The organism is Octadecabacter antarcticus 307 (genome assembly GCF_000155675.2).
GTDB lineage: Bacteria > Pseudomonadota > Alphaproteobacteria > Rhodobacterales > Rhodobacteraceae > Octadecabacter > Octadecabacter antarcticus.
In genome coordinates this window covers 2217463-2241727 of the sequence record NC_020911.1, presented here as the reverse complement: position 1 = coordinate 2241727, position 24265 = coordinate 2217463, and the positions used below count along the sequence as shown (strand labels likewise).

At 52.8% G+C, this 24265-nt stretch carries 19 protein-coding genes, 1 tRNA gene and 3 pseudogenes; 8 read left to right on the top strand and 15 right to left on the bottom strand.

The window, feature by feature from the left end:
• Positions 1–48: 48 nt before the first annotated feature.
• Positions 49–2283 carry a xanthine dehydrogenase family protein molybdopterin-binding subunit gene (locus OAN307_RS11345; RefSeq protein ID WP_015499888.1) on the bottom strand — a complete coding sequence of 745 codons (2235 nt, stop codon included), beginning with the start codon at positions 2281–2283 and terminating at the stop codon, positions 49–51.
• A 2-nt stretch (positions 2284–2285) separates the two neighbouring features.
• Positions 2286–2753 (bottom strand): (2Fe-2S)-binding protein, encoded by a 468-nt coding sequence (locus tag OAN307_RS11340; protein WP_015499887.1) that lies wholly within the window; start codon positions 2751–2753, stop codon positions 2286–2288.
• Between the two features lie 413 nt (positions 2754–3166).
• Between OAN307_RS11340 and OAN307_RS11330 the strand changes: the two genes are divergently transcribed.
• Entirely contained in the window at positions 3167–4051 is an 885-nt protein-coding gene (locus OAN307_RS11330) for an AraC family transcriptional regulator (RefSeq protein WP_015499886.1), read from the top strand.
• Between the two features lie 323 nt (positions 4052–4374).
• Here the strand turns inward: OAN307_RS11330 and OAN307_RS11320 are convergent, their stop codons facing one another.
• Complete coding sequence (locus tag OAN307_RS11320) at positions 4375–5316, bottom strand: IS1595-like element ISOan10 family transposase (protein ID WP_015499885.1); 942 nt, start codon at positions 5314–5316, stop codon at positions 4375–4377.
• 405 nt (positions 5317–5721) lie between these two features.
• Entirely contained in the window at positions 5722–6792 is a 1071-nt protein-coding gene (locus OAN307_RS11315) for an IS110 family RNA-guided transposase (protein WP_015499884.1), read from the bottom strand.
• Between the two features lie 564 nt (positions 6793–7356).
• Here OAN307_RS11315 and OAN307_RS26275 point away from each other — a divergent pair.
• Positions 7357–7488: pseudogene (locus OAN307_RS26275) on the top strand (transposase); the annotation flags it as partial.
• Here OAN307_RS26275 and OAN307_RS11310 read toward each other — a convergent pair.
• The 4 genes from OAN307_RS11310 to OAN307_RS11305 all read right to left on the bottom strand — a co-directional run bounded on the left by OAN307_RS11310 (position 7483) and on the right by OAN307_RS11305 (position 12721).
• Positions 7483–8145 carry a glutathione S-transferase family protein gene (locus OAN307_RS11310; RefSeq protein WP_015499882.1) on the bottom strand — a complete coding sequence of 221 codons (663 nt, stop codon included), beginning with the start codon at positions 8143–8145 and terminating at the stop codon, positions 7483–7485. The pseudogene OAN307_RS26275 and the gene OAN307_RS11310 sit on opposite strands and share 6 nt — an antisense overlap.
• 79 nt (positions 8146–8224) lie before the next feature.
• Positions 8225–8389 (bottom strand): hypothetical protein, encoded by a 165-nt coding sequence (locus OAN307_RS26270; RefSeq protein WP_015499881.1) that lies wholly within the window; start codon positions 8387–8389, stop codon positions 8225–8227.
• Positions 8390–8600: 211 nt separating this feature from the next.
• On the bottom strand, positions 8601–8831 hold the full coding sequence (locus OAN307_RS26265) for a DUF2188 domain-containing protein (protein ID WP_015499880.1): 231 nt from the start codon (positions 8829–8831) through the stop codon (positions 8601–8603).
• Between the two features lie 218 nt (positions 8832–9049).
• Positions 9050–12721 (bottom strand): vitamin B12-dependent ribonucleotide reductase, encoded by a 3672-nt coding sequence (locus tag OAN307_RS11305; RefSeq protein ID WP_015499879.1) that lies wholly within the window; start codon positions 12719–12721, stop codon positions 9050–9052.
• A gap of 562 nt (positions 12722–13283) precedes the next feature.
• On the opposite strand from OAN307_RS11305, the gene OAN307_RS11300 reads away from it, so the two are divergent.
• The gene (locus OAN307_RS11300; RefSeq protein ID WP_015499878.1) at positions 13284–13745 is read left to right on the top strand and encodes a hypothetical protein; all 462 of its coding nucleotides are present in this window, start codon (positions 13284–13286) and stop codon (positions 13743–13745) included.
• Between the two features lie 441 nt (positions 13746–14186).
• Here OAN307_RS11300 and OAN307_RS11290 read toward each other — a convergent pair whose 3' ends face one another.
• Positions 14187–14876 (bottom strand): winged helix-turn-helix transcriptional regulator, encoded by a 690-nt coding sequence (locus tag OAN307_RS11290; protein WP_015499876.1) that lies wholly within the window; start codon positions 14874–14876, stop codon positions 14187–14189.
• Positions 14877–15018: 142 nt separating this feature from the next.
• Here OAN307_RS11290 and OAN307_RS11285 point away from each other — a divergent pair, with 142 nt between their 5' ends.
• Positions 15019–16170: an acyl-CoA dehydrogenase family protein gene (locus OAN307_RS11285; RefSeq protein ID WP_015499875.1), complete on the top strand. Its 1152-nt coding sequence runs from the start codon at positions 15019–15021 to the stop codon at positions 16168–16170.
• 119 nt (positions 16171–16289) lie between these two features.
• The gene (locus tag OAN307_RS11280; RefSeq protein WP_015499874.1) at positions 16290–17225 is read left to right on the top strand and encodes a carbon-nitrogen hydrolase family protein; all 936 of its coding nucleotides are present in this window, start codon (positions 16290–16292) and stop codon (positions 17223–17225) included.
• A 226-nt stretch (positions 17226–17451) separates the two neighbouring features.
• Here OAN307_RS11280 and OAN307_RS11275 read toward each other — a convergent pair.
• Both OAN307_RS11275 and OAN307_RS31280 read right to left on the bottom strand, forming a co-directional pair.
• Positions 17452–18029: pseudogene (locus OAN307_RS11275) on the bottom strand (tyrosine-type recombinase/integrase).
• An 879-nt stretch (positions 18030–18908) separates the two neighbouring features.
• Positions 18909–19252, bottom strand: a pseudogene (locus tag OAN307_RS31280) (transposase); the annotation flags it as partial.
• A 272-nt stretch (positions 19253–19524) separates the two neighbouring features.
• Here OAN307_RS31280 and OAN307_RS11265 point away from each other — a divergent pair.
• On the top strand, positions 19525–19908 hold the full coding sequence (locus OAN307_RS11265; protein WP_144055560.1) for a hypothetical protein: 384 nt from the start codon (positions 19525–19527) through the stop codon (positions 19906–19908).
• A 559-nt stretch (positions 19909–20467) separates the two neighbouring features.
• On the opposite strand, the gene OAN307_RS11260 is transcribed toward OAN307_RS11265, so the two are convergent.
• The 4 genes from OAN307_RS11260 to pdxH form a co-directional block, all read right to left on the bottom strand.
• Positions 20468–20544 (bottom strand) — tRNA-Pro (locus OAN307_RS11260).
• A gap of 72 nt (positions 20545–20616) precedes the next feature.
• Entirely contained in the window at positions 20617–21102 is a 486-nt protein-coding gene (locus OAN307_RS11255) for a DUF192 domain-containing protein (protein ID WP_015499871.1), read from the bottom strand.
• Positions 21072–21617 (bottom strand): cold-shock protein, encoded by a 546-nt coding sequence (locus tag OAN307_RS11250; protein WP_015499870.1) that lies wholly within the window; start codon positions 21615–21617, stop codon positions 21072–21074. Before OAN307_RS11250 ends, OAN307_RS11255 begins: the two co-directional genes overlap by 31 nt.
• A gap of 144 nt (positions 21618–21761) precedes the next feature.
• Entirely contained in the window at positions 21762–22367 is a 606-nt protein-coding gene (gene pdxH / locus OAN307_RS11245) for a pyridoxamine 5'-phosphate oxidase (protein ID WP_015499869.1), read from the bottom strand.
• 185 nt (positions 22368–22552) lie between these two features.
• Here pdxH and fabI point away from each other — a divergent pair, with 185 nt between their 5' ends.
• Entirely contained in the window at positions 22553–23365 is an 813-nt protein-coding gene (fabI, locus tag OAN307_RS11240; protein ID WP_015499868.1) for an enoyl-ACP reductase FabI, read from the top strand.
• A gap of 285 nt (positions 23366–23650) precedes the next feature.
• A complete protein-coding gene (gpt, locus tag OAN307_RS11235; protein WP_044043581.1) occupies positions 23651–24181 on the top strand; it encodes a xanthine phosphoribosyltransferase in 531 nt (176 codons plus the stop codon).
• The last annotated feature ends 84 nt before the right edge of the window (positions 24182–24265 follow it).

Sequence of the window (24265 nt, the reverse complement as noted above, 5' to 3'; positions counted from 1 at the left end):
GTCCGCCCTTTAGATTGCTCCGGAATCTCAAGGGCGGACTTGAAGATCTTATAATATGAGGTCGAACGTTTTGATCAATGGCAATTCGCGCGCGCGCGTCCCCGTTAGATCAAACAGCGCATTGCCCAAGGCTGGCATAGATGGTGGTGTGCTGGGTTCACCCGCCCCGCCAATGAACGGGTTGTTTTCAAGCAGGCGGACTTCAAATTCGGGCACGGTGTGCATCCGCACCGCGTCGTAGTCGTAAAAGTTCTCTTGCTCGGCAATGCCATCAGAAAACGTGATTTCGCCCTGCATTGCGGCGGAAAGGCCATAAATTACGCCAGATGTCATCTGCGCTTCAACAATGCTGGGGTCCAACACCACGCCCAGATCGGCAGAGATCCAGCATTTGTTGATCTTGATACCGTTGCCAGTGTCTTCAACTTCGATGACTTCGGCAACCGGGGTGCCAAAAGAATGCGTAAAGGCAACGCCGCGCCCGATCCCGTCTGGCGTGCTGCCCGTCCAGCCTGACATGTCACCCACCGCCTCAATGACTGCAGCGGAAGGCGCGTGTTCGGCGCGCGCTAGGTCAAGACGGAACTGCAGCGGATCTGCGCCTGCTGCATGTGCCATCTCGTCAATGAAGGTATCCAACATAAACCCGTTCGCCGAAGCGCCGACCGATCGCCAAAACCCCAAAGGCACGTCCATATCAGTCAAATGGCCAGCAATACGGAAATTCGGAATGCCGTAGGGTTGGTCTGCGGCGCCTTCGACGTGCAACCGGTCCGGACCTGGAGGAATAGATCCTTGTTGGCGCAGTGACGAGATGTGAAAGACGGAAGGTCCTGCAATTTTACCGTCGACGATTGCCGCCTTACCGTCTTGTACGACGCCGCGGAACTGCGCGACAATTGCGGGTCTGAAAAAGTCATTCCGGATGTCTTCTTCGCGGCTCCACGTCATGCGAATCGGCGTGTTAGGCATCGCTTTGGCAATAAGTGCTGCTTGGACCGAAAAGTCGCTTTCGCCGCGTCGTCCAAAAGCGCCACCCATCATGGTGGTGTTGAGGGTCACTTGCGCCGGGTCAAGCCCAACGGCTTTGGCGCACGCATCACGGGTGGCGGTTGGCGCTTGATTGCCAGACCACACCTCTAGGGTATCACCCGTGAAATGCGCCGTGGCCGTCATCGGCTCCATCGTCGTATGTGCAAGCCAAGGGACATAGTATTCGGCTGTCACTTCAGTCCCAGCAATGGCGGCGTTCACATCACCATCATCGCGAACCACACTGTTAGGTTCGTCATCCAGCGATGCCACGATAGCGGCCCGCAGTCCGGCGGTATCAGCAGGGTAGGCCGCACGAGCCCATGTAATGTCAACCGCCTCTGCTGCTTGGATCGCGAGCCAGGTGTTTGTTGCGATCACAGCAATGCCGTCGCCCATATCGATAATCGCTTCAACGCCGTCCATGTCCTTGGCAATACTGTCATCATAGCTGATCATGCCATTGCGTGTCGGGCTCATCCGGACAGTTGCAAATTTCATCCCGTCCATCTGTATGTCGGTTGCATATTGGGCTGTGCCAGTTGATTTTCCAACCATATCAATGCGCGGCATTGGTTTACCGAGGTATTTCCACGTAGATTTATCACGCAGTTCAACGTCTGGCGGCGTCACATCACGTGCGGCTTCCACAAGATCACTGTATGGAATGCGCGTGCCGTCAGGTGTGATTACGGCACTGTCTTGAGTGGTAAGTTCTGCTACGTCCACACCAAGTTGTTTGGCTGCCGCAATCTTGAGCGCCTCACGCCCGGAGGCACCCGCATGGCGCATCCGTTCGTAAAAATCCTTCATCGAGGTGGAGCCACCAGTCCCTTGCAGGTCCAGCAATTTTCCAATCTTGCCGACCTGCTGGCGCAGGCCATGCTTAAACGGCGTATCTTTGTAATGCGCACCAGGGATGGCAAAACCTAAAAAGACAGAGTTGTAATAAGCTTGCGCAGGGGGGCCGTGCAGCACGGTGATATCTTCCCAAGCGACGTCTAATTCTTCAGCAGCCAAGGCAGCCAGCGTTGTCTGTACGCCTTGGCCCATTTCAGCACGGGGCGCGATCAGCGTGACACCATCTTGGGTGATCAGAACGAAGGGATTGAGCGTGGCCTCTCCGTCACCGGCAACCAATGGGTTTGGCGCATCTTTGTTGACTTGATAAACGCCAAACGCGACGCCGCCGACAATTGCGGCGGAACCGATCAAGAAACTACGGCGGGCGATTGTTTTGATACGTCCCATGTTTACACCTCATCCATGATGCGCTGAGCTGCGTCTTTGATTGCAGCCCGAATGCGTGGGTAGGTGCCACAACGGCACAGATTGCCCTGCATGGCATCGTCGATGTCTTGATCCGAGGGCTGAGGAATATCGTCAAGTAAGACCGATGCGTTCATGATCTGCCCTGATTGGCAGTACCCGCATTGAGCCACCTGATGATCAACCCACGCCTGTTGGATTGTTGCCATGTTGCCGGGGTTCCCAAGACCTTCAATCGTTGTCACGTCGCCCCAGACATCTGCAAGTGCGACTTGGCATGAACGCACGGCTTCACCATCTATCTGGACGGTACAGGCACCACAGGCCGCGACACCACAGCCAAACTTTGTGCCTGTCAGTCCAATTTCATCGCGCAAAACCCAAAGGAGCGGGACATCGTCAGGCAATGCGACATCATATGAAGTTCCGTTGATCATGAGTTGAGTGGTCATTTTTACTTTTCTCTTCCATCTAAATACTTTGGGAGGGGCGATCTTTTAGGCTAGACTTGTAGCGTTTTTTTCAGGAATGTTATCCAGCACAATAACCTGCATCGTTAGGTTGCGCGTCCATCTGGCCGAAACATGTGGAGCTTATCTTCGATAGCAACCGAGACAGAAATTACGTCAATCACATCAAGTCACATGAACGTTTTCTAAGCATGCCAGCTCGGTCACAGCCGAAGCCAACGTGATAAAAATGGTTTTTTCTTCACCCTCTGATTTGTTAGGGTCATAATCACATCTCCTTTTGAGATATTCTTTCATATTTGTCCGCATTCCTTGCACAATCCTCCAGTTGTTGAAAATTCCCAACAAATGGACATTTTCCCGTGGTATTTCCATGAATGTTCTTGGAGGCGATCATGACAGGCAAAACACTTCTAACGCGGGCATCGGCAATACTTAACCAATCAGGAATAAGGAATGGTGGGCTGCTTCATGAAAATAGTGGCACATTTCTGGTACGCCAAGACACCCCGACAGCTGTTTTTTCTACTGTTTATAAACCGATGCTGTGTCTCATTTTGCAAGGTACGAAAGAGATTGGGAGCAATGATAAGTCTTTGACAGCGCATGCAGGCCAGTCGCTGATTGTCAGCCACATCTTGCCTGTTGTGTCACGGATAATCGAGGCGGGTCCTGAACAGCCCTATGTCGCTCTTGTATTTCCTCTTGATCTTTCGCTTTTGCGTTCTCTGGCCTCTGAAGTCGTTCCATCCTTTAGCGATCAATCTTCCGACCCATTTTCAATATGTCTGTGCGATACAGATGATGCGCTAGAAGGCACAATGCAGCGCTATTTCGATCAGTGCGAAACACAACAGACCCGCCAATTTATTGCACCCATCACAAAAAGAGAAATTCATATGCGTCTGTTGCTGAGCCCTCATGCTCAGATCCTTCGGAAACTTTTGTGGCACGAAAGCACAGCCAGCCGCGTGTTTCAGGCGACAGAAAATATACAATCCAATCTAGCCGATAAGATCATCGTCGGCGAACTGGCGCAGTCCGCTGGCATGAGCAGCTCTGCTTTTTTCGAGCGATTCAAGGCAGTCACTGGAACGTCTCCGCTGCAATATCAAAAAGACCTGCGCCTGCTGCGCGCGCGCGGCGAACTGCAGGCCTCCAACGCGAAAATATCTGATATTGCATTTGGTGTTGGATACGAAAGCTCTGCGCAGTTTTCGAGAGAATTCTCTCGAAAATTCGGCCGAACACCACGCCAAGACCGTGCTCTTGAGGCTTAGAATGAATCGCTATCTAGTTGCGATATTGCTTGGTTGATGGGTGCAATTTTGGCAGCCGAGGTCAATGAGCTGCCAACGCTTTATTTACAACTATCGGCACGAGGCACAACGATTGCACGACGCACTTATTGCACACTGCGAATGAAGGTCCGCATTCGTATCAATTTCCCATTGGCAATGGAAAGGCTTATCCCTTTTAGTCCGGTTGCCCCACATGTTGACGCGGCGCAGAACCTCGCCCTTGTGGCTTGAGAGGCGGATCGGATCAGTTTGTAACATCTGGTGGGTTTATGGGGCGTGGCTTTTACCGTGAACAAGGGCCTTCAGGCGCGCTGTTCAACAAAATCACGATATGTCGCTGGGCCAATACCAACACCGATCCCCAGCAGCGTGTCGAAGGCGCTTCGCATGTGTCGCCGTCGGTTCCAGCGGAACACAAATTCGTCGAGATAGCGTTGCAGATGGCATTTTCTGAGGCCGTGGAAGACGCCTTTTGCCCACGTTTTTAGGTTGGAGAACACGCGGTGGACCCAGTGGAGTATGTCATGTGCCTTCTTGCCGCTGACGACCTTCGCCTCATGCGTGTTTGCAGGGGGATTTTCGTAACCTAGCCAGCCATCCGTGATGACGTGAGCGCCAGGCTCTACAGCCTGACCAATGAACCCGTGTAGCGTCTTTGATGCGCCGTCGGGAATGTGTTTCATCCTGATACGGCGCGGATGTCCGTCTCTTGATAACTCGACGGCGCAGACGACAAACATCTTTCCGACCGGGCTCCGCCCACCCTTTGGCCGGTCCTCGGGATCATGCCGGGACCGGAACGGAATCTCTGTTTCATCGATCTCGACAAGGTCTTTCAGGGGGTTGCGGTCAGGGTTGACCATCGACCGCCGCAGCTTTTGCAAGAGGAGCCACGCCGTCTTGTAGCTGCCAAGGCCAAGTTGCGCCTGAAGTTGCAGCGCTGACATGCCCTTGGAATGGCTGGTGATGATGTGCGCGGCAAGAAACCAAATTCGCAACGGCAAATGGCTGCTGTGCATCACCGTGCCAGCCGTCACGGATGTCTGCCGTGCGCAACCGGCACATTCCCAAGTCGCGCGATTTCGCTTTAACGGCCAGCCCTTGCAGGTGCCACAGGAAGGACACACAAAGCCCTCAGGCCAACGATGTTCCGCCAGATAATGCGAACACGCTTCCTCATCAGAAAACCTGGCGTCGAACGCCAGGCGGGACATGGGTTTGTCGTTTTTCCATCTGGCTGGCATGGGTAGAACAATACAAGAACATTGTAGATTGGCAAGCCGCTTCACACTACATCAGGTGCCGCCGGAGCAAAGGGGATAAGCCTTGGCAATGGAATTGCAGAAAAGGTCAAGCTCTTCTCTAATTGGGTATTTAGGTCAAGCTTTTTTTCCTTGTTTGTTTTGGGTCTTTGTCACTCATCCGGGTCACGCTTCTCTTCGCAGTCTGGTTTGATGTTCGAATGGCATCGCTGCAAGCATATGTCGGATCGGCAGTGGAGAGCCCCGCTTTCCGGCGCGCTTCAAGATGCGCAGCAGACCTTTTCGGCTTCTTCTATTACCAGGCAGGGCATGTTTACATGCCCGAGAGGGCACGAACCTCGTCCGGTGAGGGACGACCCCGTTAGGATTGTGGGTTGGCGTTTTAGTTCATGCCATGCCTCCCACTTGGTCCTGACGGAATTCTGAGCCATCGATCCAACAGCGGTGCATTAGGACGGCCAACTTACGTGCGACAGCAACGACGGCGCGGCGACGTCCTTTGGTGCGCATCAATCGCATGCCCCCTCTCAGCGATGCAGGCATCGCCTGCCGGGCAGCGCAAGATTTAATCTGGGAGCTTGCCATCGTTCGCATAAGCAGCGCATTGGCAGCTGCATATAGAACGGCCCGCACGTCTCGATCCCCAGACTTGGATATCCGCCCTGGATTGTCATGCTCTCCTGACTGATATCTTCGCGGTGTAAGCCCAAAATATGCGCCAACGGTGCGGGATCGTTTAAAACGGGTTGGATCATCAACCGCCGATTTAAAGCTCAACGCAGCGATAGGGCCGACGCCAGGAATAGTCATCAATTTCATGCAGACATCATCTTGACTGGCTGCCCTCTTAACGCGCCGATCTAGTTCCAAATAATGTTGATACAAAACGGCCCTCGCATCGAGCAATGGCACGAGAGCATGTGCCAGAACATCATCGATCTCGATCATGGGCCGTACAACGCTGTCGAAGCTACCATGCTTCACAGTTTTTGGGAGGCGGACTCCAAAAACCTTCAGTAATCCACGCACTTCATTGGCTAGATCAATCGTCTTCTTTAGGAGCGTCTTACGCGTGCTGAGCAACGCGCGTAGGCCATGAGCCTCACGACTTTTCATATGGACGGGACTAAACCAGCCTGTGCGTAATATTTGCGCGATACCTCGTGCATCTGTTTTGTCAGTCTTATTCCTCATCGCTGACAGAGCAGCACTCACTTGGCGTGCCTCCATGCAGACAACATCAAAACCTTCACCGGTCAGGCCAAAGAAAAGATGCTGACTCATCGATCCAGCCTCAAAGCCAACACGTTCAATCGGATGTGGAAATTCCAAAAGGCATTCAGCGATATCACCGACCTCACAAGGCAGCTCTCGCTCGAACAGCACCGTTCCTTTGCCATCAACAATGCAAAGTGCACAGGATCGCAATGACACATCTAATCCAGCATAGTATTCCATTATCTATCTCCCTTGTTCACAGCTATGCTGTGATCTTAGTGGGAGCTCGGCCCAAAAGCGAAAGGCTGCCCAATTACGCATGCTTGCCGCCCTTCATCTCGAAATGTGAGTGTCGCAGCATTTGTCACAATCGGCCCGAACTGACTGCTGTCGCTTCCAGCCCAGAGCCAACCTTCAGTCCAAATCGCGACCGGCCCAGGCGGCAATCGAAAGTTGTCGCAACGACAAACAATGGTACCATGGCGGTTCAAATTGCTTCTCAGTCGCAAAACTCACTTGAGTCGGCTCGAGCAGCTGAAGCTGAAGTAGAGGCGCTTAATCTCTTGAATAAGATTGAGACGACACGCAGGCAAGTTTGAACAGAAGCGGAAGCGCGTGCCGAGGTCGACACATATGTGCAATCAAAACAGCATTGAATAGATGCCTTATCTCGCTGACATTTTCGACCGCATACACGACCACAAGATCAACAAACTTGATGAATTGCTATCGTGGAATTGGACACCGCTGCTCTCCATAACTGACAGTCAAGCCGCATAACCTGCGGTATCAATGGTGCGGTTACGACGCAACCGTATCGAATGCATGTTCGGCAGGATCAAAGACTGGAGACGCGTCGCAACACGATATGACAGAAGGCCAACAGTCTTACTCTCTGCCATCATGCTCGCCGCAACTGTTATATTTTGGTTATGAGTCCTGAGCCAAGGCGGGTTTTGCTTTTTCCAAATATGCGTCCATCGCAGGACGGTAGGCTGCCAACTCGTCGGAAACCACTTTAAATCCCTGCAGGCGCGTCTCGTAATCAGTCACGATCTGTGGCCATTCGACTGGAAGATTGAACGCATCCTGAAATGCCCTGATCCAAGCGAAAGTCACTGTAAATCCGCAATCGCATAACCACAGCCTTTTAGTGTCCAGCGGATTGGCTTCCAGTAACAACGCGAGGGATGACAGATGTTTGGAGATTGTAAGCCCGCCTATCTGCACCGCATCTGCATCACGGGTAAGATACGCGACTTGCGGATAGATTGCCCGTACCGCGGGTTCCAGCCTTGTATCGTGCGAACGACTGAATTCGCGGGCTTTTGCACGTAATTTCAAGGTGTTTGGCAGCATTGGCACATTAAGAAATGTCTCTTCCAAATATTCAGCAATTGCTTCGGAATCCGACAACATGAAACCGTCATGAATCATTGCAGGTAGATTGCCAGATGGAACGATCGCACGGTATTCGTCCGACCCATATCCGCCCGGTGGGGGCAGTTGTTCAAATGGGATGGATTTATGACGCAACATGATGCGCAATTTCGCGCAATAGACTGCAACAGGGACCGAATAAATTGTCAGCACTTAGAGTCTCCAAATAATAGAAAATGAAAAGGGCCAACCGCGCAGGGTTGGCCCAAATACTTTAGTCGTCTGGACAGAATTACTCAGCGTTTAAACCCCATTTATCGCCAAGGTCGTCGAAGAACCCCTGTTCCTGCTTCAGGCCTATCAATGTGTTCACATAATTGATCCAAACCTGATCTGCCTTGGGCAACAACATCGCAACTGGCGTTGGCGAACGACCAGCGTCCACTGGAATGATCATCAAATTTCCATATTGCGTAAAAAGTCTAGCAGCTTCGATGTTGGACGTGAACCGGTGCTCCAACTTAGACCCCGATGTACAAAAAAGGGGGAGCGCGAACGATCTCCTTTAGATTCGCCGTTCAGGCCCATTTAGTGTACCGCCCGGTATTCTGCCTGCGGCCTGAACATCGCGGAGGAAACCTCAGCCCCCTCGGGTTCTTTAGCTCTGATTAGCCCTTGGTCTTCCGAGGGTCGTTACCATAAGTGTTCCGTTCTCGAATCTTATGTTCACGATTGGTAAGAAACGCTTCACCACCACTTTCTCGTGCCAGTTCTTTGTTTCGTTCCCATTCCTCAGCTTGGGTTGGACTCACGCTGGAAGCATTCGTGCCGCCTTCGCGTTTAGTCGCCCAAGTGCCATCGGGTCTTTGATGAGTCCAATAATTGTTGCTGTTTGCCATGGTAAATTCTCCTTTATCCACAAGCAGTTTAAGTATTTTGGGATAAACCTATGGATATCCCTGTATATCTCAGCACGATATTGATCCCCAACCGGAGCCATGTTTCTTCTTTCCTCACCGACCGACTTGGTCGATTGGTTACTCCCGCGCGTGCTAAGCGAATACGGGAAGAGCCGGGGGTCAATGCTCGAACATTGATCCCCAACCTCTCAATCTCCTTAACTACAGCCTGACGTCCCGCCACATGTATTGCACTTCATACATGTCCCGTTGCGCACCAGCGTGTAGTTGCCGCACTCATTGCAGGCTTCGCCTTCATAGCCTTGCATCTTCGCCTTATCGCGCGCCGTCAGACCGATGGCACCAGATGCGATTGCCGTTGTCGTCGTGGCTTTCGCCATGCCGCCACCCGCAACCACCGCTGGGATCAATGTCTCAAGCGCGACCGCCGCATTGCCGCCACCAAATGCCACTGCACCGGCACCGCCCTGCAAAACATACAGATCGTTCGGCACCCGCTTGCGCAGATAACCGGTTGAACTGATCTGCTTAAGCACTTCCAATGACTTAGACGCAGCGCTTTCCGACATTTCCTGAATGTTGGACACGCCTTCTTCTTCGCCGCGCCCAAGGCTGTCAAACGTCGCGCCTTCGGGCTTTACGTGGGCCAGATCGGTGCGATCAAGGTAGGACACCGCAAGTTCGCGGAAGATATAGTCAAGGATCGACGTCGCGTTCTTGATGCTGTCGTTGCCTTGGACCATGCCCGCTGGCTCAAACTTAGTGAACGTGAACGCATCGACGAATTCTTCCAGCGGCACACCGTATTGCAGACCAACCGACACCGCGATGGCGAAGTTGTTCATCATGGCGCGGAAACCGGCACCTTCTTTGTGCATGTCGATGAAAATCTCACCGAGGTTGCCGTCCTCGTATTCGCCCGTGCGCAGATACACCTTATGGCCACCAACATTTGCTTTCTGGGTGTAGCCCTTACGACGCTGGGGCATCTTTTCGCGGTGGCTTTTGATGATCTCCTTGACGATGACCTTTTCGATGATCTTTTCGGCAATAACCTGCGCCTTGGCGTGGATGTTGCCGTTCTCAAGGATGTCGGCGGCTTCTTCGTCATCTTCAATCAGGGCTGCGGCCAGTGGCTGCGACAATTTCGATCCATCGCGATACAACGCGTTGGCTTTGACGCCGAGGGACCAAGACAGCTCATAGGCTTTCTGGCAGTCCTCGATTGTTGCGCTGTTTGCCATATTGATCGTCTTGGAAATCGCACCCGAGATGAAAGATTGCGCCGAAGCCATCATGTAGATGTGGCTGTTGACAGACAGGTAACGCTTGCCCTTTTTTCCGCATGGATTGGCGCAATCGAAGACAACGTAATGTTCTTCTTTCAGGTGTGGTGCACCTTCAAGGGTCATCGTGCCGCAAACGTGGTCATTGGCCAGATCGGTGTCTTCCTTGGAAAAACCAAGGGATTTCAACAGATCAAACGTCGGATCGTTCAGCTTGTCGGCAGGAATACCCAGAACTTTCGTGCAAAAATCTTCACCCAGCGTCCACTGGTTAAACACGAACCGGATGTCGAAGGCGGATGGCAGTGCCTCTTCGATCTTTTCAATCTCTTCTTTGCCAAACCCATGCCCGATCAGTGCCGTGTGGTTGATACCAGGCGCATTACCGAGTGAGCCGTGACCAACCGCATAGGCCTGAATTTCTTCAGCTTGGCTTGTGGAATAGCCCAGTTTCGCCAAAGCCGCAGGAACCGACTGGTTGATGATCTTGAAATAACCGCCACCGGCAAGTTTCTTGAATTTCACCAGCGCAAAGTCAGGCTCGATCCCTGTTGTGTCGCAATCCATCACCAGACCGATGGTGCCGGTTGGCGCAATCACAGACACCTGTGCGTTGCGGTAGCCGTGCTTTTCGCCAAGACGCAGCGCTTCGTCCCACGTTGACATCGCAATGTCGATCAGGCGTGCTTCAGGGCAGTTTGCGTGGTCCAGTGGAACCGGCTTGATATCCAGCTTTTCGTAGCCATCGGACGCGCCGTAGGCGGCGTTGCGGTGGTTACGGATCACCTTGAGCATGTGTTCCTTGTTACGCTTGTACCCGGAAAACGCGCCAAGCTCGCCTGCGATTTCAGCAGATGTGGCGTAAGACACACCCGTCATGATCGCCGTTAGCGCGCCCGCCATGCTGCGGCCTTCGTCGCTGTCATAGCCAAAGCCCATATTCATCAACAAGCCACCGATATTGGCGTAGCCAAGACCCAGCGTGCGGAAATCAAACGACCGCTGCGCGATTTCCTTGGACGGGAATTGCGCCATCATCACAGAAATTTCCAGCGTGACCGTCCAAAGACGCGATGCGTGCATATAGTCTTCGACCTGAAATGCGCCATCCTTGAAGAATTTCAGCAGATTCATCGACGCAAGGTTACAGGCCGTGTCGTCGAGGAACATGTATTCGGAACACGGGTTGGATCCGCGGATCGCGCCGTCTTCGGGGCAGGTGTGCCATGCGTTGACAGTGTCGTGGTACTGAATGCCCGGATCGGCACAGGCCCATGCCGCATGGCCGACCTGTTCCCACAAATCGCGGGCTTTGATGACCTTGGCGACTTCGCCGTTCTTGCGATTGATCAGCTTCCAGTTCGCGTCGTCCTCAACAGCCTTCAAAAACGCATCCGTTACGCGGATCGAGTTGTTGGAATTTTGGCCGCTTACAGAATTGTAGGCCTCGGAATCCCAGTCCGTATCATAGGTCGGAAATTCAATTGCCGTGTGACCTTGGCGGGCATAATCCAGCACGCGCTTAACGTATGTCTCTGGAATGCAGACCTTTTTTGCTTCTCGCACAGCGTCTTTCAGCTGCGGGTTGATCTTGGGATCATAAGCATCTGCCTCGGCCCCGTCCCAGCCCTTGATTGCATCAAATATCAGGTTGAGCTTCTGTTCGTGCATCTTAGAACCGGCCACGATGGACGCAACTTTTTGTTCCTCAAGCACCTTCCAGTTGATGAATTCTTCAATATCGGGGTGATCCGCATCGACGATCACCATCTTTGCGGCGCGGCGCGTTGTGCCGCCAGATTTGATCGCACCAGCCGCACGGTCACCAATTTTCAAGAACCCCATCAGGCCGGACGATTTACCGCCCCCTGACAGGTTTTCGCCAGACGCTCGCAAGGACGAAAAGTTCGTTCCAGTGCCGGACCCGTATTTGAACAGACGCGCTTCGCGGACCCAAAGATCCATAATTCCGCCTTCGTTCACCAGATCGTCTTTAACTGATTGGATGAAACAGGCGTGCGGCTGCGGATGCTCATACGATGATTTTGACGCCGTCAGCTTGCCGGTTTTATAATCAACATAGTGATGACCCTGTGCAGGACCATCGATGCCATAGGCCCAATGCAGACCAGTGTTGAACCATTGGGGTGAATTCGGTGCAGCCCTCTGGGTCGCAAGCATGTAGCGCATCTCGTCGAGGTAGGTCTGGGCATCTGCCTCAGTCGAGAAATAGCCACCCTTCCAACCCCAATAGGCCCACGCACCCGCAAGTCGATCAAACACTTGCTTGGCTGAAGTCTCACCGGACATCTGCGCGCCCTCGGCAGGAACAGAGCGCCACAAAAACTCTGGCACGCCCTTTTCTGCAACCCGAACGGTTTCGGACGGCACGCCTGCTTTGCGGAAATATTTCTGCGCGATGACGTCTGACGCAACTTGCGACCAACCCTTCGGAATCTGGCAATTTTCAAGCTTGAAAACGATCGTCCCATCAGGGTTACGGATCTCGGACGTGGCGGCCTTGAACGGCACCTCCGCGTATGCGTCTTGTCCGGATTTTGTGAAGTTACGTTCAATCTGCATTGTGCATTCGCCTCTGTGTATATGGGGTCCGTCGTTGCGGCCCCCGTGTCGCTCATTAACCCATTCTGGATCGAGCCCTTGCGCGCTGGTTGAGACATCAAAGCGTGTTGCGAAATGCGCGGCCTCCCCCCCCAATAAGGGGTCGCATTCAAGCAATAGACACTGTCCAGCATCTTGTGTCTCGAAACCTGTCCCGCGCCGATCGCAACACTGTATCTTGTGTCATCTCATCCAGCTTGGACAACATCACCCATCTACACCTTGGGGGTCAACGAAATTTTTACCCTAAATGTAGATTAAACTCTCTTGACCAGACCTTAACCTTTGCGCTGCAAAAACCACCCCCGATTCTCCCTAAGGGTTACACACAGAGATGTGCGGCCACTGTTAACTTTGGCCCAATTACGAAAACCCCAAGGATGCCAGAACACTATGCCATAAACTTCACTTTCTACATGAGTTATCCACAGGCCAGCCAATGTGATCGCCCATCGGCCAAACGTGACTTGCACACCGGCGCGCCTGTGTCAGTCTTGCCACTTACATGAACAAGGGACTTTCGATGCGTTGGGTTAGTTTAGGATTTGCGTTGGCACTGGCTGGTTGCACAGAAACGACGATATCGAATGTGGCACCAACCGCTGGCGATGCCGCCAATGGTGCCCAACAGGCATATTTTCCTGCCTATCCATCCGACTTGTTCTTTGCGGCTGCCGCTATTTGTGACGGGCCAGCACAGACCGTCGTACAACCCGGCCCCAATGAAGTCCGCTGCGAATCCTTTCCCAATCCAGAATCAGCCGCTGCGATCATTTTGCAATTCAATGGTACCGTGCAAGCGTTGCCAAAATTTGTGATTTCGTTCCTAGGGCGTGAAACATCACTGGGGTATCTGGTCACAGCTGATAATTACATCCGCGTGCCACAGCGGTCAGGCGGTGCGCAACAAGTGCGTTTTCCAGATCCATTGGTATCAGGTGAACTAAGTGACCTGCTGAGCGCCGCCGGTGGCCAGCCTCTCTAAGGCATAAGTCCGCGCTCGAAAAACCGTCTTTGCAGACTGGGCCTTTATACTGTGCAGACCTGGGCCTAAAACCCCCGGTAATCCCCCCCTTTTTGACGGGGCCCAGCCATAGAATTCAGGCGGCTGTTTTCAGTTTCATTGCGGGCGTGATGCCGCAGATGCCCATGTTGGGTCGCTCGTTATTGTAAGTCCAGAGCAATTGGGTGGCCTGCTCTCGTGCCTCCTCAACTTAACGTTGACGATGCAGCGTATCATGTGCTTTTCAAAACCAGTGAAAGTCTGGAAAATTTTCAAATCCTCTTCCCTCGTCGCCGATTGTACGGCCCAAATACCCAAAATCAATATTTCAATCAAAAGCGTCGGTATTTTCATAATGAACACTGATTCCACTATTTATGAATGTGCCGAGCCCCAATTGTCACTGACAACCGATCATTTACTCTAACCAGCCATTCGTTCGACCGTGGAGAACGGACTGAGACCGAGCCATTCCTGCATTTGCGTCACAATTTCTCGGGTCCCGGTCAATACAATTCGCCCATCATTTTCTGCTTTGCGCACGGTCTCCAACCCCATCCAGATCGCAGTCATCGTACGAAGGCTGCATTCTACGAACAAATCAACATCATACCCTGGATCTTTATAACATGCTTCAACACCAGATTGCGGGTCGGCAACGAGCCAATAATTCTGACGCGCTACAGCCAAATCAGTGAACACAAACTGAAGACACACACGGCGCGAAGGCAGGGAGTCAATATTCAGCCTGCGGTGCATATCCCAAATCAACAACTCTGGGTCCAGATTGTTCAAGGATAGTTTACTCTCGACCCATCTTTGGCCCCATGCCCCGATCCCCATAACAATTGGCCGCAGTTCTTCGCCAGCTTTTGTAAGCCGATACTCTTTAGACCCACTCGTGCCCTTGATCGATACGATTACGCCCGCCGCCTCTAATTCACTCAATCTCTTTGATAGAAGTGTTGGCGACATGCGCGGCAATCCACGGCGGATGTCATTGAACCGCGTGCTGCCACATAGGAATTCTCGAATGACAAGCGGTGTCCAACGGGAACACAAGATTTCTGTTGCCATAGAAACTGGGCAAAACTGACTATATCCGGCGCGCATTTATCTACTCCTTCGTGGTTGGAAAACTCGGTCTTTTCAGCCTAACGCGGAAACACGGCTTCATCCAATACAGTTTCTGTACTAGCGAGAATTGGGAATCACAGTTATTTTGGGTGCATAAATTTAGAAAGGTACCAAAAAAATGACCCAAGTAGCCAATATCGCGCATCAATCTGAAAGTATCGTTGATGCGGCTAAATCGCTGACAAAAGTCTTTGCAGAAAGAGCATCTGGCAACGATGAAAATGATCGATTTGTCGCAGACAATTACGCCGACCTAAAAACGTCTGGACTGATTTCCGCAGGTGTTCCATCAGATCTTGGTGGCGGCGGCGCAAGTATCCGTGAGCTTTGCGATGTCCTGAAAATTATTGCTGGCGCCTGTGGTTCTACCGGGTTGGCCCTTTCCATGCACACCCATCAAGTCGCTGTTCCAGCGTGGCGGTGGTACAATCAAGAAGCCGCCCGCGATTTGGTAGCGCCACTTTTGCGCAGGGTTGCTGAAGATAAAATAGTTTTACTCAGTTCAGGTGGATCGGACTGGATCGGTGGTTCTGGGGTGGCTGAAAAGGTCGAAGGCGGATACCGTATTACAGCAAGAAAAATGTTTTCGTCTGGCGCGCCGGCTGGGGATTTGCTGATGACCGGCGCAATTTCTGAAGAAGATGGCGCGCGTATCGTTTTGCACTTTGGTGTTCCAATGGCCGCGCCTGAAGTCACGGTTTTGGATACTTGGCGCACCCTAGGGATGCGAGGCACGGGATCCCATGACATCAAAATTGATGGTCTGTTCATTCCTGATGATAAGATACCTGTGCGCCGTAAGGCAGGGGAATGGCATCCCGCATTCCACTTGATCGCGACAATTGCGTTTCCACTGATTTACTCAGCTTATCTTGGCGTCGCACAAAGTGCGCGTGACATCGCAATTGATATCGCAAAGAAAAGACCAGTGTCCCATCGCACGCAATCCATAGCTGGGCGTATGGACACTGCGCTGACTGCGGCACATCTCGCCCGCAATTACATGATTGATGTCGCTGAACGAAACGCCCCATCAGCACAGACCATCAATGACACCATGATCGGGCGAAGGTTGGTTGAAGAGCACACCATTAAGGTGGTTGAGCTGGCAATGGAGTTGGCGGGTGGGCTCGGGTTCTACCGCAAGACAGACCTAGAAAGACGGTTTAGGGATATTCAAGCAGCGCGTTACCATCCGCTCCAGAAAGACGTTCAAAGCGAATACGTCGGTGCTATGGCCCTTGGGCATTCTGTCGACCACATTTTCTAAAACCAAGCGCTCAAAGCCCTCTCGCCTTAAATGGCGACGTACGTGAACGGATCGAAAGCCAGTTTCCAACCGCTTGTTCTGTTCGCTTTCATAAAAATTCACATTTGAACGGAACAGCCATGAAAACCGCAGTCGTACAAGAGCCTCCAGTTTACCTTAACTTAGACGCGAGCATGGCGCGGGCCATTGAAATCGTGGAGCGAGCGGCGCGAGATGGCGCTAAGCTGATCGTATTTCCTGAGGCTTGGCTTCCGGGATATCCCACGTTCGTCTGGCGTCTATCGCCGGGTGCGGACATGGGAAAAACGGACGAGCTGTTCGCCAAGCTGCAGACAAATTGCATTGATCTCAGCCGAAACCAGATGGCCCCGTTGCAAGAGGCCGCACGTGAAAATGGGATGGTTATCGTTGCAGGATACCAAGAAATTGACGGGTCCGTGTCTGGGTCCACGATTTTCAACTCATGCATAATTATCGACGCGGATGGTCGCATTGCGAACAATCACCGAAAGCTGATGCCAACCAATCCGGAACGCATGGTTTGGGGTTTTGGCGATGGGTCTGGGCTAAACGTGGTGGACACCGCTGTCGGACGAATTGGCGCGTTGCTCTGTTGGGAAAACTACATGCCGCTTGCCCGTTACGCCCTGTATGCCCAAAATATCGATATTTATGTCGCGCCAACTTGGGACAGTGGGGAAACTTGGTTAGCCACAATGCAACATATCGCGCGAGAAGGCGGATGTTGGGTGATCGGTTGTGCGACGGCAATGGAGGCAAGTGATGTTCCAAAGGAAACGCCGCACTTAGACGCGTTATTCCCAAACAAGGATGAATGGGTAAATTCTGGGGATGCAGTTGTCTATGAACCGTTTGGCGGGATCGCCGCCGGACCAATGCACCGTGAAAAGGGCTTGCTGTTGTGTGAAATTGATATCGACAAAGCCAAAGCATCGCGGCGCAAGTTCGATGCAACGGGCCATTATGCGCGTCCCGACGTGTTTAAATTATCGGTTGATCGGCGGCATAAGGTCCCGGTGAAATTTGACGACTAAAATGCCACAAAGGTTACTTTTAATCGTAAATTGGGTCATCTTTGGACACAGGATGGCCAAGCGTCAGGTTTCTCGTGCTCGCATGACCGGCAGCAATACGAAAGCTTCACACAACGTCCCAAGGGTCGGTCAATGGCCAGTGTGGGCCGCACATGTGAAACGGCCCAAATATCTAGATTTCGATGGCTTCCGAAATCGCCACTGCATCTACCAATTCAACGCCAAATTATCGAACGGTACTATCCATCTTTGTATGCCCTAACAAAAGCTGAACGGCGCGCAGTTTTCTGTCTTCTTGTATATCTGGGTAACCTTGGTCCGACGCATGGTATGCGTTCCATAGGCCGTTAGTTCCAGGTCGATGGATTTGACCCAACCCCTGATGATCCGTGCGTATTGGCGCGTTGAGATGTGCAGGCGTTGCTGAAACCGGGCGCGCCAGAGGTATTCAGCCCTGACCATCAACGGATCATCCATCCACTTTGCGAACGATGCCCGCGTGCCTTCAGAAATTTCAAACCGAACTGGCTTTTGAGTTTTACTTTGCAAGACGGGTGCCCGTTCTTTGATCTGCCCCGGTGCCATGACATCGATGACCTTCACTCTTACCGGGCCGCATCCGCGCAATTTGCTATCGATGGCCATGTTGAAGAGCGCGAGGTCTCGGGTGTTCTTGGCCAATTCGAATCGTACGCGGGTCGCCCAGACATGTTTGGGCTTGAGCGGGAGTTTCTGGCCGACGATACGACCTTTGTTCCAAGCGGGCCGCAGGGCGAGAATGACCGGTAAATTTGATGTCGGCATGATTGATCCTCCAATCTTCCATGCCCACCCACAACAACAGCCAGACGTTGACGTCTCACTTTAGCACGTGTTTTGCATATGCAGCGAAAGCCCGTTCGCCGCTGATCTTTTTCGAAAAACACGGTGTTGCTGGTGCAGAAAGTTGGGCGTCGAACACGGCGCGAGCACTTTTCCTATCACGCTTTGCGCATTTTCTGCGGTGCAGGAAAAATCTTGGCCAGTTTGCGGCAGTTTTGGGCGGTCGCGGCGAGGAGGAATTCGTCATTTGCGCCGCATGGTCCTCGCTATCTCAACCTGCCGTCCCCACCCAAGAATGCGTTTGAGGTTTACGAAGAGCATTTCGACCTTCTTTCGCAGTCGCATTGAAACGGCATATTGTTTGATTTTGGCCCCTCTCATGCATGTAAACATGCACCGCTGGGCAGTCGGTGTCGCGGGCAACTTGACGTGCGTCTTCGTGTTCGTCGCGGGTGATCTTGCGAACATCGGTATTCGGGCAGCATTTGGCTTTGGATGGGCAGGCCTGACAGATCAGTTTAGGCCCACGATATTTTGTCCTGCCCGTCGTGGTTGGGCCTCGACTGGGATCGGAATAGTTGCGGCGGAACTGCTTGAGCGACTGACTTTCTGGGCAGATGTACTTGTCGCCCTACGGGTCCCACTCAAAATTAGCGCGGCTCAGGGTGCCATCGGTGCGGCCAGCCTTATCCCCTCTCGTGCATGTGAACCTGCACATCCTAGGCAGTGAATGACCGGGATGTGCGGCGCGATGCCACGATCCACTAACCATCCCTGCATCGTGCGCACGGACCCGACTTCGGCCTGACGGATCGACCGCGTGGCCTCAACATCCATTGCCCGGCAGTCGTTTGCGCTTGCGCCATGAGAGGGGCGGCTTTTGGAAAAGGTTGAGTGGTTGGGCACATTGTCGCTCAGATCCAGTCCGCAGAACCAGCGGTAAGCAAGGTTCAGATGCACCTCTTCGCAGAGGCGATGTTCGGACCGAATGCCGAGGCAGCAGCCAACCAGCAGCATTCGGATCAGCAGTTCTGGATCAATGGACAGCGACCAGTATGGCTGTAAAAATCGGCTAAATATTGGCGGATGCCAGACAGATCGACAAGCCGATCAATGGATCGCAGCAGATGATCCTGAGGAACGTGATTATCTATCGAGAACGCATAAAACAACGCGCCCTGCGCCTCTTGCTTTGGCCCCAACATCGAAATCATCCCCCGTTGTTAGGAACAATTGAATCAGGGGCCAAGCCTCAAATCAACAAGATTGTTTCAACAAAATAAGCCCAAGTCGACCGATGCTGCTAGACGCGCGACTGTTCGCTAACGCAGAAGAGGCGAAAACCTTCAACAGCTGTTCGGCTTTTAAACGTTCTTGGATAGCCTCTGGTCCTTGCGTCGCAAATTTACCAAGTGGATGGCAAAGATGAAGCAGCAGGTTTAGACTATGCCAATAGCTAAAGATGGACACTGAACCTATGAATATTTCTGTCTTAATCGTCGCCATCATCACCTTGATTGCCTTCGTGGCGCATGTCTTTGGCGGAACTCGTGAAACAGCTGCTATTGCCCCAAAAGAAGACGACAGGTTGGTGGTATCTTGGGTGCAGGCGATGTGCGCTTTTCAGATGCTAGCCGTCGACCTACTTGCATTAGCCCTGCTCTTGTTTGCGATCGTGTTTTGGGACCTCGGACCCGGTGAAAGCATGATCTTACAACTTGCGAGCGCTCTTTATTTCCTTTGGGGCATTGTGTGGGTCGTGCAAGTCCTTTGGTTAAAGAGACCGTCGGCAACTTTGCTGAGACTACCTCATTGGATGATCTGGTTGCTTTGTTCAGGTTTGCTTTTCTTCGGAAGCTGAGCTGTCGTTCGCTGCATCCACACACTTTCCCAAACTGCCCCCAAAAAACGGCCGCTTGTTGAACGTTGAAATCACCATTGGTTAGACGTCCGTTTCCCAAAATCAGCCCTTGGTCCAACAAAGACCAAATGTCACTTTGTCCGGCACAGCCGCCGTCTGACCAACCTACATGCTGCGCACCCCGCTGATGTCGGCTTTCGGGAACAGACAAGCGAGATCATTCAGATTGGCGGGGTGTTGAGTGCGTCGTGTCGGCTGAACGATTCGCGCAAGGAATTGATGCACACAGCAAGGTTAATCCAGAAAGTTGAGTTGCGAGTTAACAGACTGATATTCGTTCCAAAATCAATGCAAAACTGCGTCTGCTGTTTCTGCCCCCGATGGAAAAATCCACATCACAAAGCAGTAACATTCGGACTTGCGAGAACGGCGGTCTTTGTCACTCTGCCCGTCTAATAGCCACGCTCTATCCATAGGCTATTAGCTGGCTATTACAGGAAACCCTTAGAAGGGATCAATTAATTGACCCCGTCTAAGGTATTGTTTTCTTTTAGTAATATGGTCGGGGCGAAAGGATTCGAACCTTCGACCCTCTGTTCCCAAAACAGATGCGCTACCAGGCTGCGCCACGCCCCGAACCAAGGCCCCGTCTAAGGGGTGTTTGCGCGGTTGCAAAGACCCTAAATGCGAATTTTCTCAATTGATTTCTCAACTTGGCGCGCAGGGCCAAACAGCGTCGGCGCCAAAACTGATGTGCTGCATCTCGTCGCCAACATCCAACCCAAGCCGATCAGCCAGCCCGCCATTGATCTCAAGCACGAACTGGATGTCGGAACCACCGAATATCGGCGTCTCATCAAGGGGTTGCGCCATCGCAGACATGTTGCGGATGACACCCGTTTCATCAACAAAAACCAAATCGAGCGGGATAAGTGTGTTGCGCATCCAGAAACTGACGCTCTGGGGCCGCTCGTAGACAAACAACATACCCTGCATTGTGGCCATCTGTTCCACGAACATCAGACCGAGTGACCGTTCGGCGATCGTGTCAGCAACGGCAACCGTAAACTGCGCCGATCCGAAATCACCGCGCACAGATACCGTGTCTTGCGAACAGGCCGCAAACGACGCCCCCGCGAAACCAAGTGTCGCGAATGTCGCCCCTATAAAGGCTGTGGAACCGCGCTTTCCCATGGCAAAACCTCAGCAGCCATGAGCCCACGTTTGCCTTGCATGGCCCGCAGCGCAATGGCTTCGCCGGAAAACAAATCAGCAAGACCCGCAAGGCGCAAGACTTCGTTATGCACAAATACGTCAGCATCGTCGCCAAACACATTTGCGAACCCGAACCCCTTGCCTTTGTCGAACCATTTGACCCGTGCGGGTACAATCGGTGCCGCGGCGATGTCTTCGGGATCAAACTCGGCAAAGTCAGCCAGCCCTGTTCCAGCCACGGCTAGGTTTTGTTCCATCGACAGAATTTCAACCGCTTGCAAGCCACGCTCAGTTTGCGCGACCCAAACTTCAATTCCTGTCCCATCAGCAACGGAACTTTGTCCAAAATTGCGCAGAACATTGGCGTGCAGTAAAATATCTGCGCCGCCGTCCTGCACAAGAATGAAGCCAAACCCTTTGACCGCATCAAACCATTTTATGTGCCCCGCGGCGACATAGCCGTCGGTGTTACTGCCGTTATCACTGTCGTTCATTTTTGTATCCCTGCCCGCACGTCAACAAAAACAACCGCGGACTTTCCAATCGACGTAAAACTGAACTCTTGGACGATAAAATACAAGTATAGCTTACTACCAACCTCCACGTAATGTGAAGAATCACTTAAGCAGCATTGAAAATCAAGGGTTAAGCCGATCAATCGCCCAAGGCCCTACTCGTCCTTGCCGCGACCACCTAAACCTATCATGCAACCTTGATGCGCCATCGGCCCAGAACTCGATCTCGATCGGACAGATTCGGAAGCCCCCCCAGAACGGCGGGCGAACCGGATCTGGCCCCTGTTCAGCCGCGGCTTTTTCAACTTGCGCCACCAGTGCACCGCGCGACGACAGGGGGCGCGATTGCTGCGACGCCCACGCTCCAAGGCGGCTTTCGGGGTGGCGCGACTGGAAATACGCATCCGCCTGCAGGCCGTCTTCACGCGTCACACTGCCCCGCACCCGGATCTGACGCCGCAAGGATTTCCAATGCATCACGAAGGCGGCTTTACCTGACAAATCAAGTTCCTGCCCTTTGGTGCTGCCGTAATTGGTGTAAAAAACAAAGCCGTCGTCCTCAACATCTTTGAGCAGGACAATCCTTGCATTCGGCATCCCGTCTGCATCAACTGTGGATAAGGCTATGGCATTGGGGTCATTGGGCTCTGACACTTGTGCCTCAGCCAGCCATGCCCGCGCGATGTCAAAAGGATTGTCGCCTGCAAATATTCCGATGCGGTCTGTCATATCATGTACCTTTTAAATCAATGTTGGCGCAATAAGTGGCCCCACCATCCGGCAGGTCAAGTGCCCACAACGCCGCGCCTGAAGTCTTGTAGCACCCGCAGCGATCGCCTACACCCGATCAACAGAAGCCGCCAACGTGTGGCTTTGAGGCTCGGCCAAATGTCCGATCATGTGAAGGGGAATTTATGTCATCTAATCTGATGCAGGGAAAACGAGGCCTTATTATGGGCCTCGCCAACGATAAATCCATCGCTTGGGGGATCGCAAAGGCCCTCGGGGATGCGGGCGCGGATCTGGCGTTTTCGTACCAAGGGGATGCTTTGAAGAAACGCGTTGTCCCGCTGGCCGCGTCCCTTGGATCCGATTTTGTTCTGCCCTGTGACGTTGGCGATGAGGCGTCGATCGACGCGCTGTTCGATGGCCTGAAGACACGCTGGGATAACATTGACTTCGTGGTTCATGCTATTGGATTTTCAGATAAAAATGAACTCAGGGGCCGTTACGTCGACACCAGCCGCGCCAATTTCATGATGACGATGGATATCTCTGTGTATTCATTCACCGCAGTTATGCAGCGCGCCGAAAAGATGATGAACAAGGGCGGCAGCGCCATAACGCTGACATATTACGGCGCCGAACGGATCATGCCGCACTACAATGTTATGGGGCTTGCCAAAGCCGCCTTGGAATCCTCGGTGCGCTACATGGCCGAAGACCTCGGCAAGGACGGCATCCGCGTCAACGCAATTTCTGCAGGCCCGATCAAAACTCTGGCCGCCTCTGGTATAGGCGATTTCCGCTACATCCTGAAATGGAACGAATACAACTCGCCCCTGCGCAAAAACGTCACCATCGACGAAGTGGGCGGGTCGGCCTTGTACCTGCTATCTGACCTCAGCTCAGGCGTAACGGGTGAGGTCCATCACGTCGATGCGGGATACCATGTCGTTGGCATGAAAGCCGTCGACGCTCCCGATATGTCCCCCAACAAAGACTAGGTTTTGCGGTGGAAATGGAAGATTAAGATGCACAGGATAGATATTGCTCTGATTGCGGTAACGACACTCGCGTCATGTGACGAAGACGTGCTGACGACGGCAAAGGGTTGCCCATTATGCTGACCGAGATCGACAAAGCATATCAAGACGCTTGTGTGCAAGCTTACTATACGGGTCGCGCGAGAGCGACTGGTGGCAAAGTCACCAGATGTTTTGACACCTCCTCTGGGTTCACTTGCGTATCTGAATAATGCCACTGCCCTATCTCCAATAAGGACCGCCGCCATGACCACTAAAGACGAAAGCCGCCTGCCCCACGAAAAAGGTTTCCATATCTCTTGGGATCAAATCCACCGCGACAGCCGCGCGCTTGCTTGGCGGCTGGACGGCAAAGGTCCAGACAACGGCGGGTGGAAAGCCATCGTCGCGATCACCCGTGGCGGCATGGCCCCAGCGATGATTGTGGCGCGCGAACTCGATATTCGCACGGTCGATACAATTTCGGTTATCTCGTATTATTCCGGCGGCGGTGCTGCCGACAAGCGCCGCGAAGCTAAGGTTTTGAAATCCCCCGACGCCGCGATGATGGGCGACGGAACCGGCATTCTGGTGATTGATGATCTGGTGGACAGCGGCAAAACCCTTGAACTGGTGCGCGCGCAATATCCAAACGCGCATTTCGCCACAGTTTATGCCAAACCCGAAGGCGAACCGCAGGTCGATACGTTCATCACTGGCGTGTCCCAAGACACATGGATTTTCTTCCCGTGGGACATGGCGTTGCAATACGTCGAACCATATCGCGGCAAAGACTGAAACCGGCCCTTCGGGGAAAGTTTCTTGGCCACGATGAAGCGGATTGGCTCCAGACTTCATCTTGGCCAAAAAACTCCCGCCGGA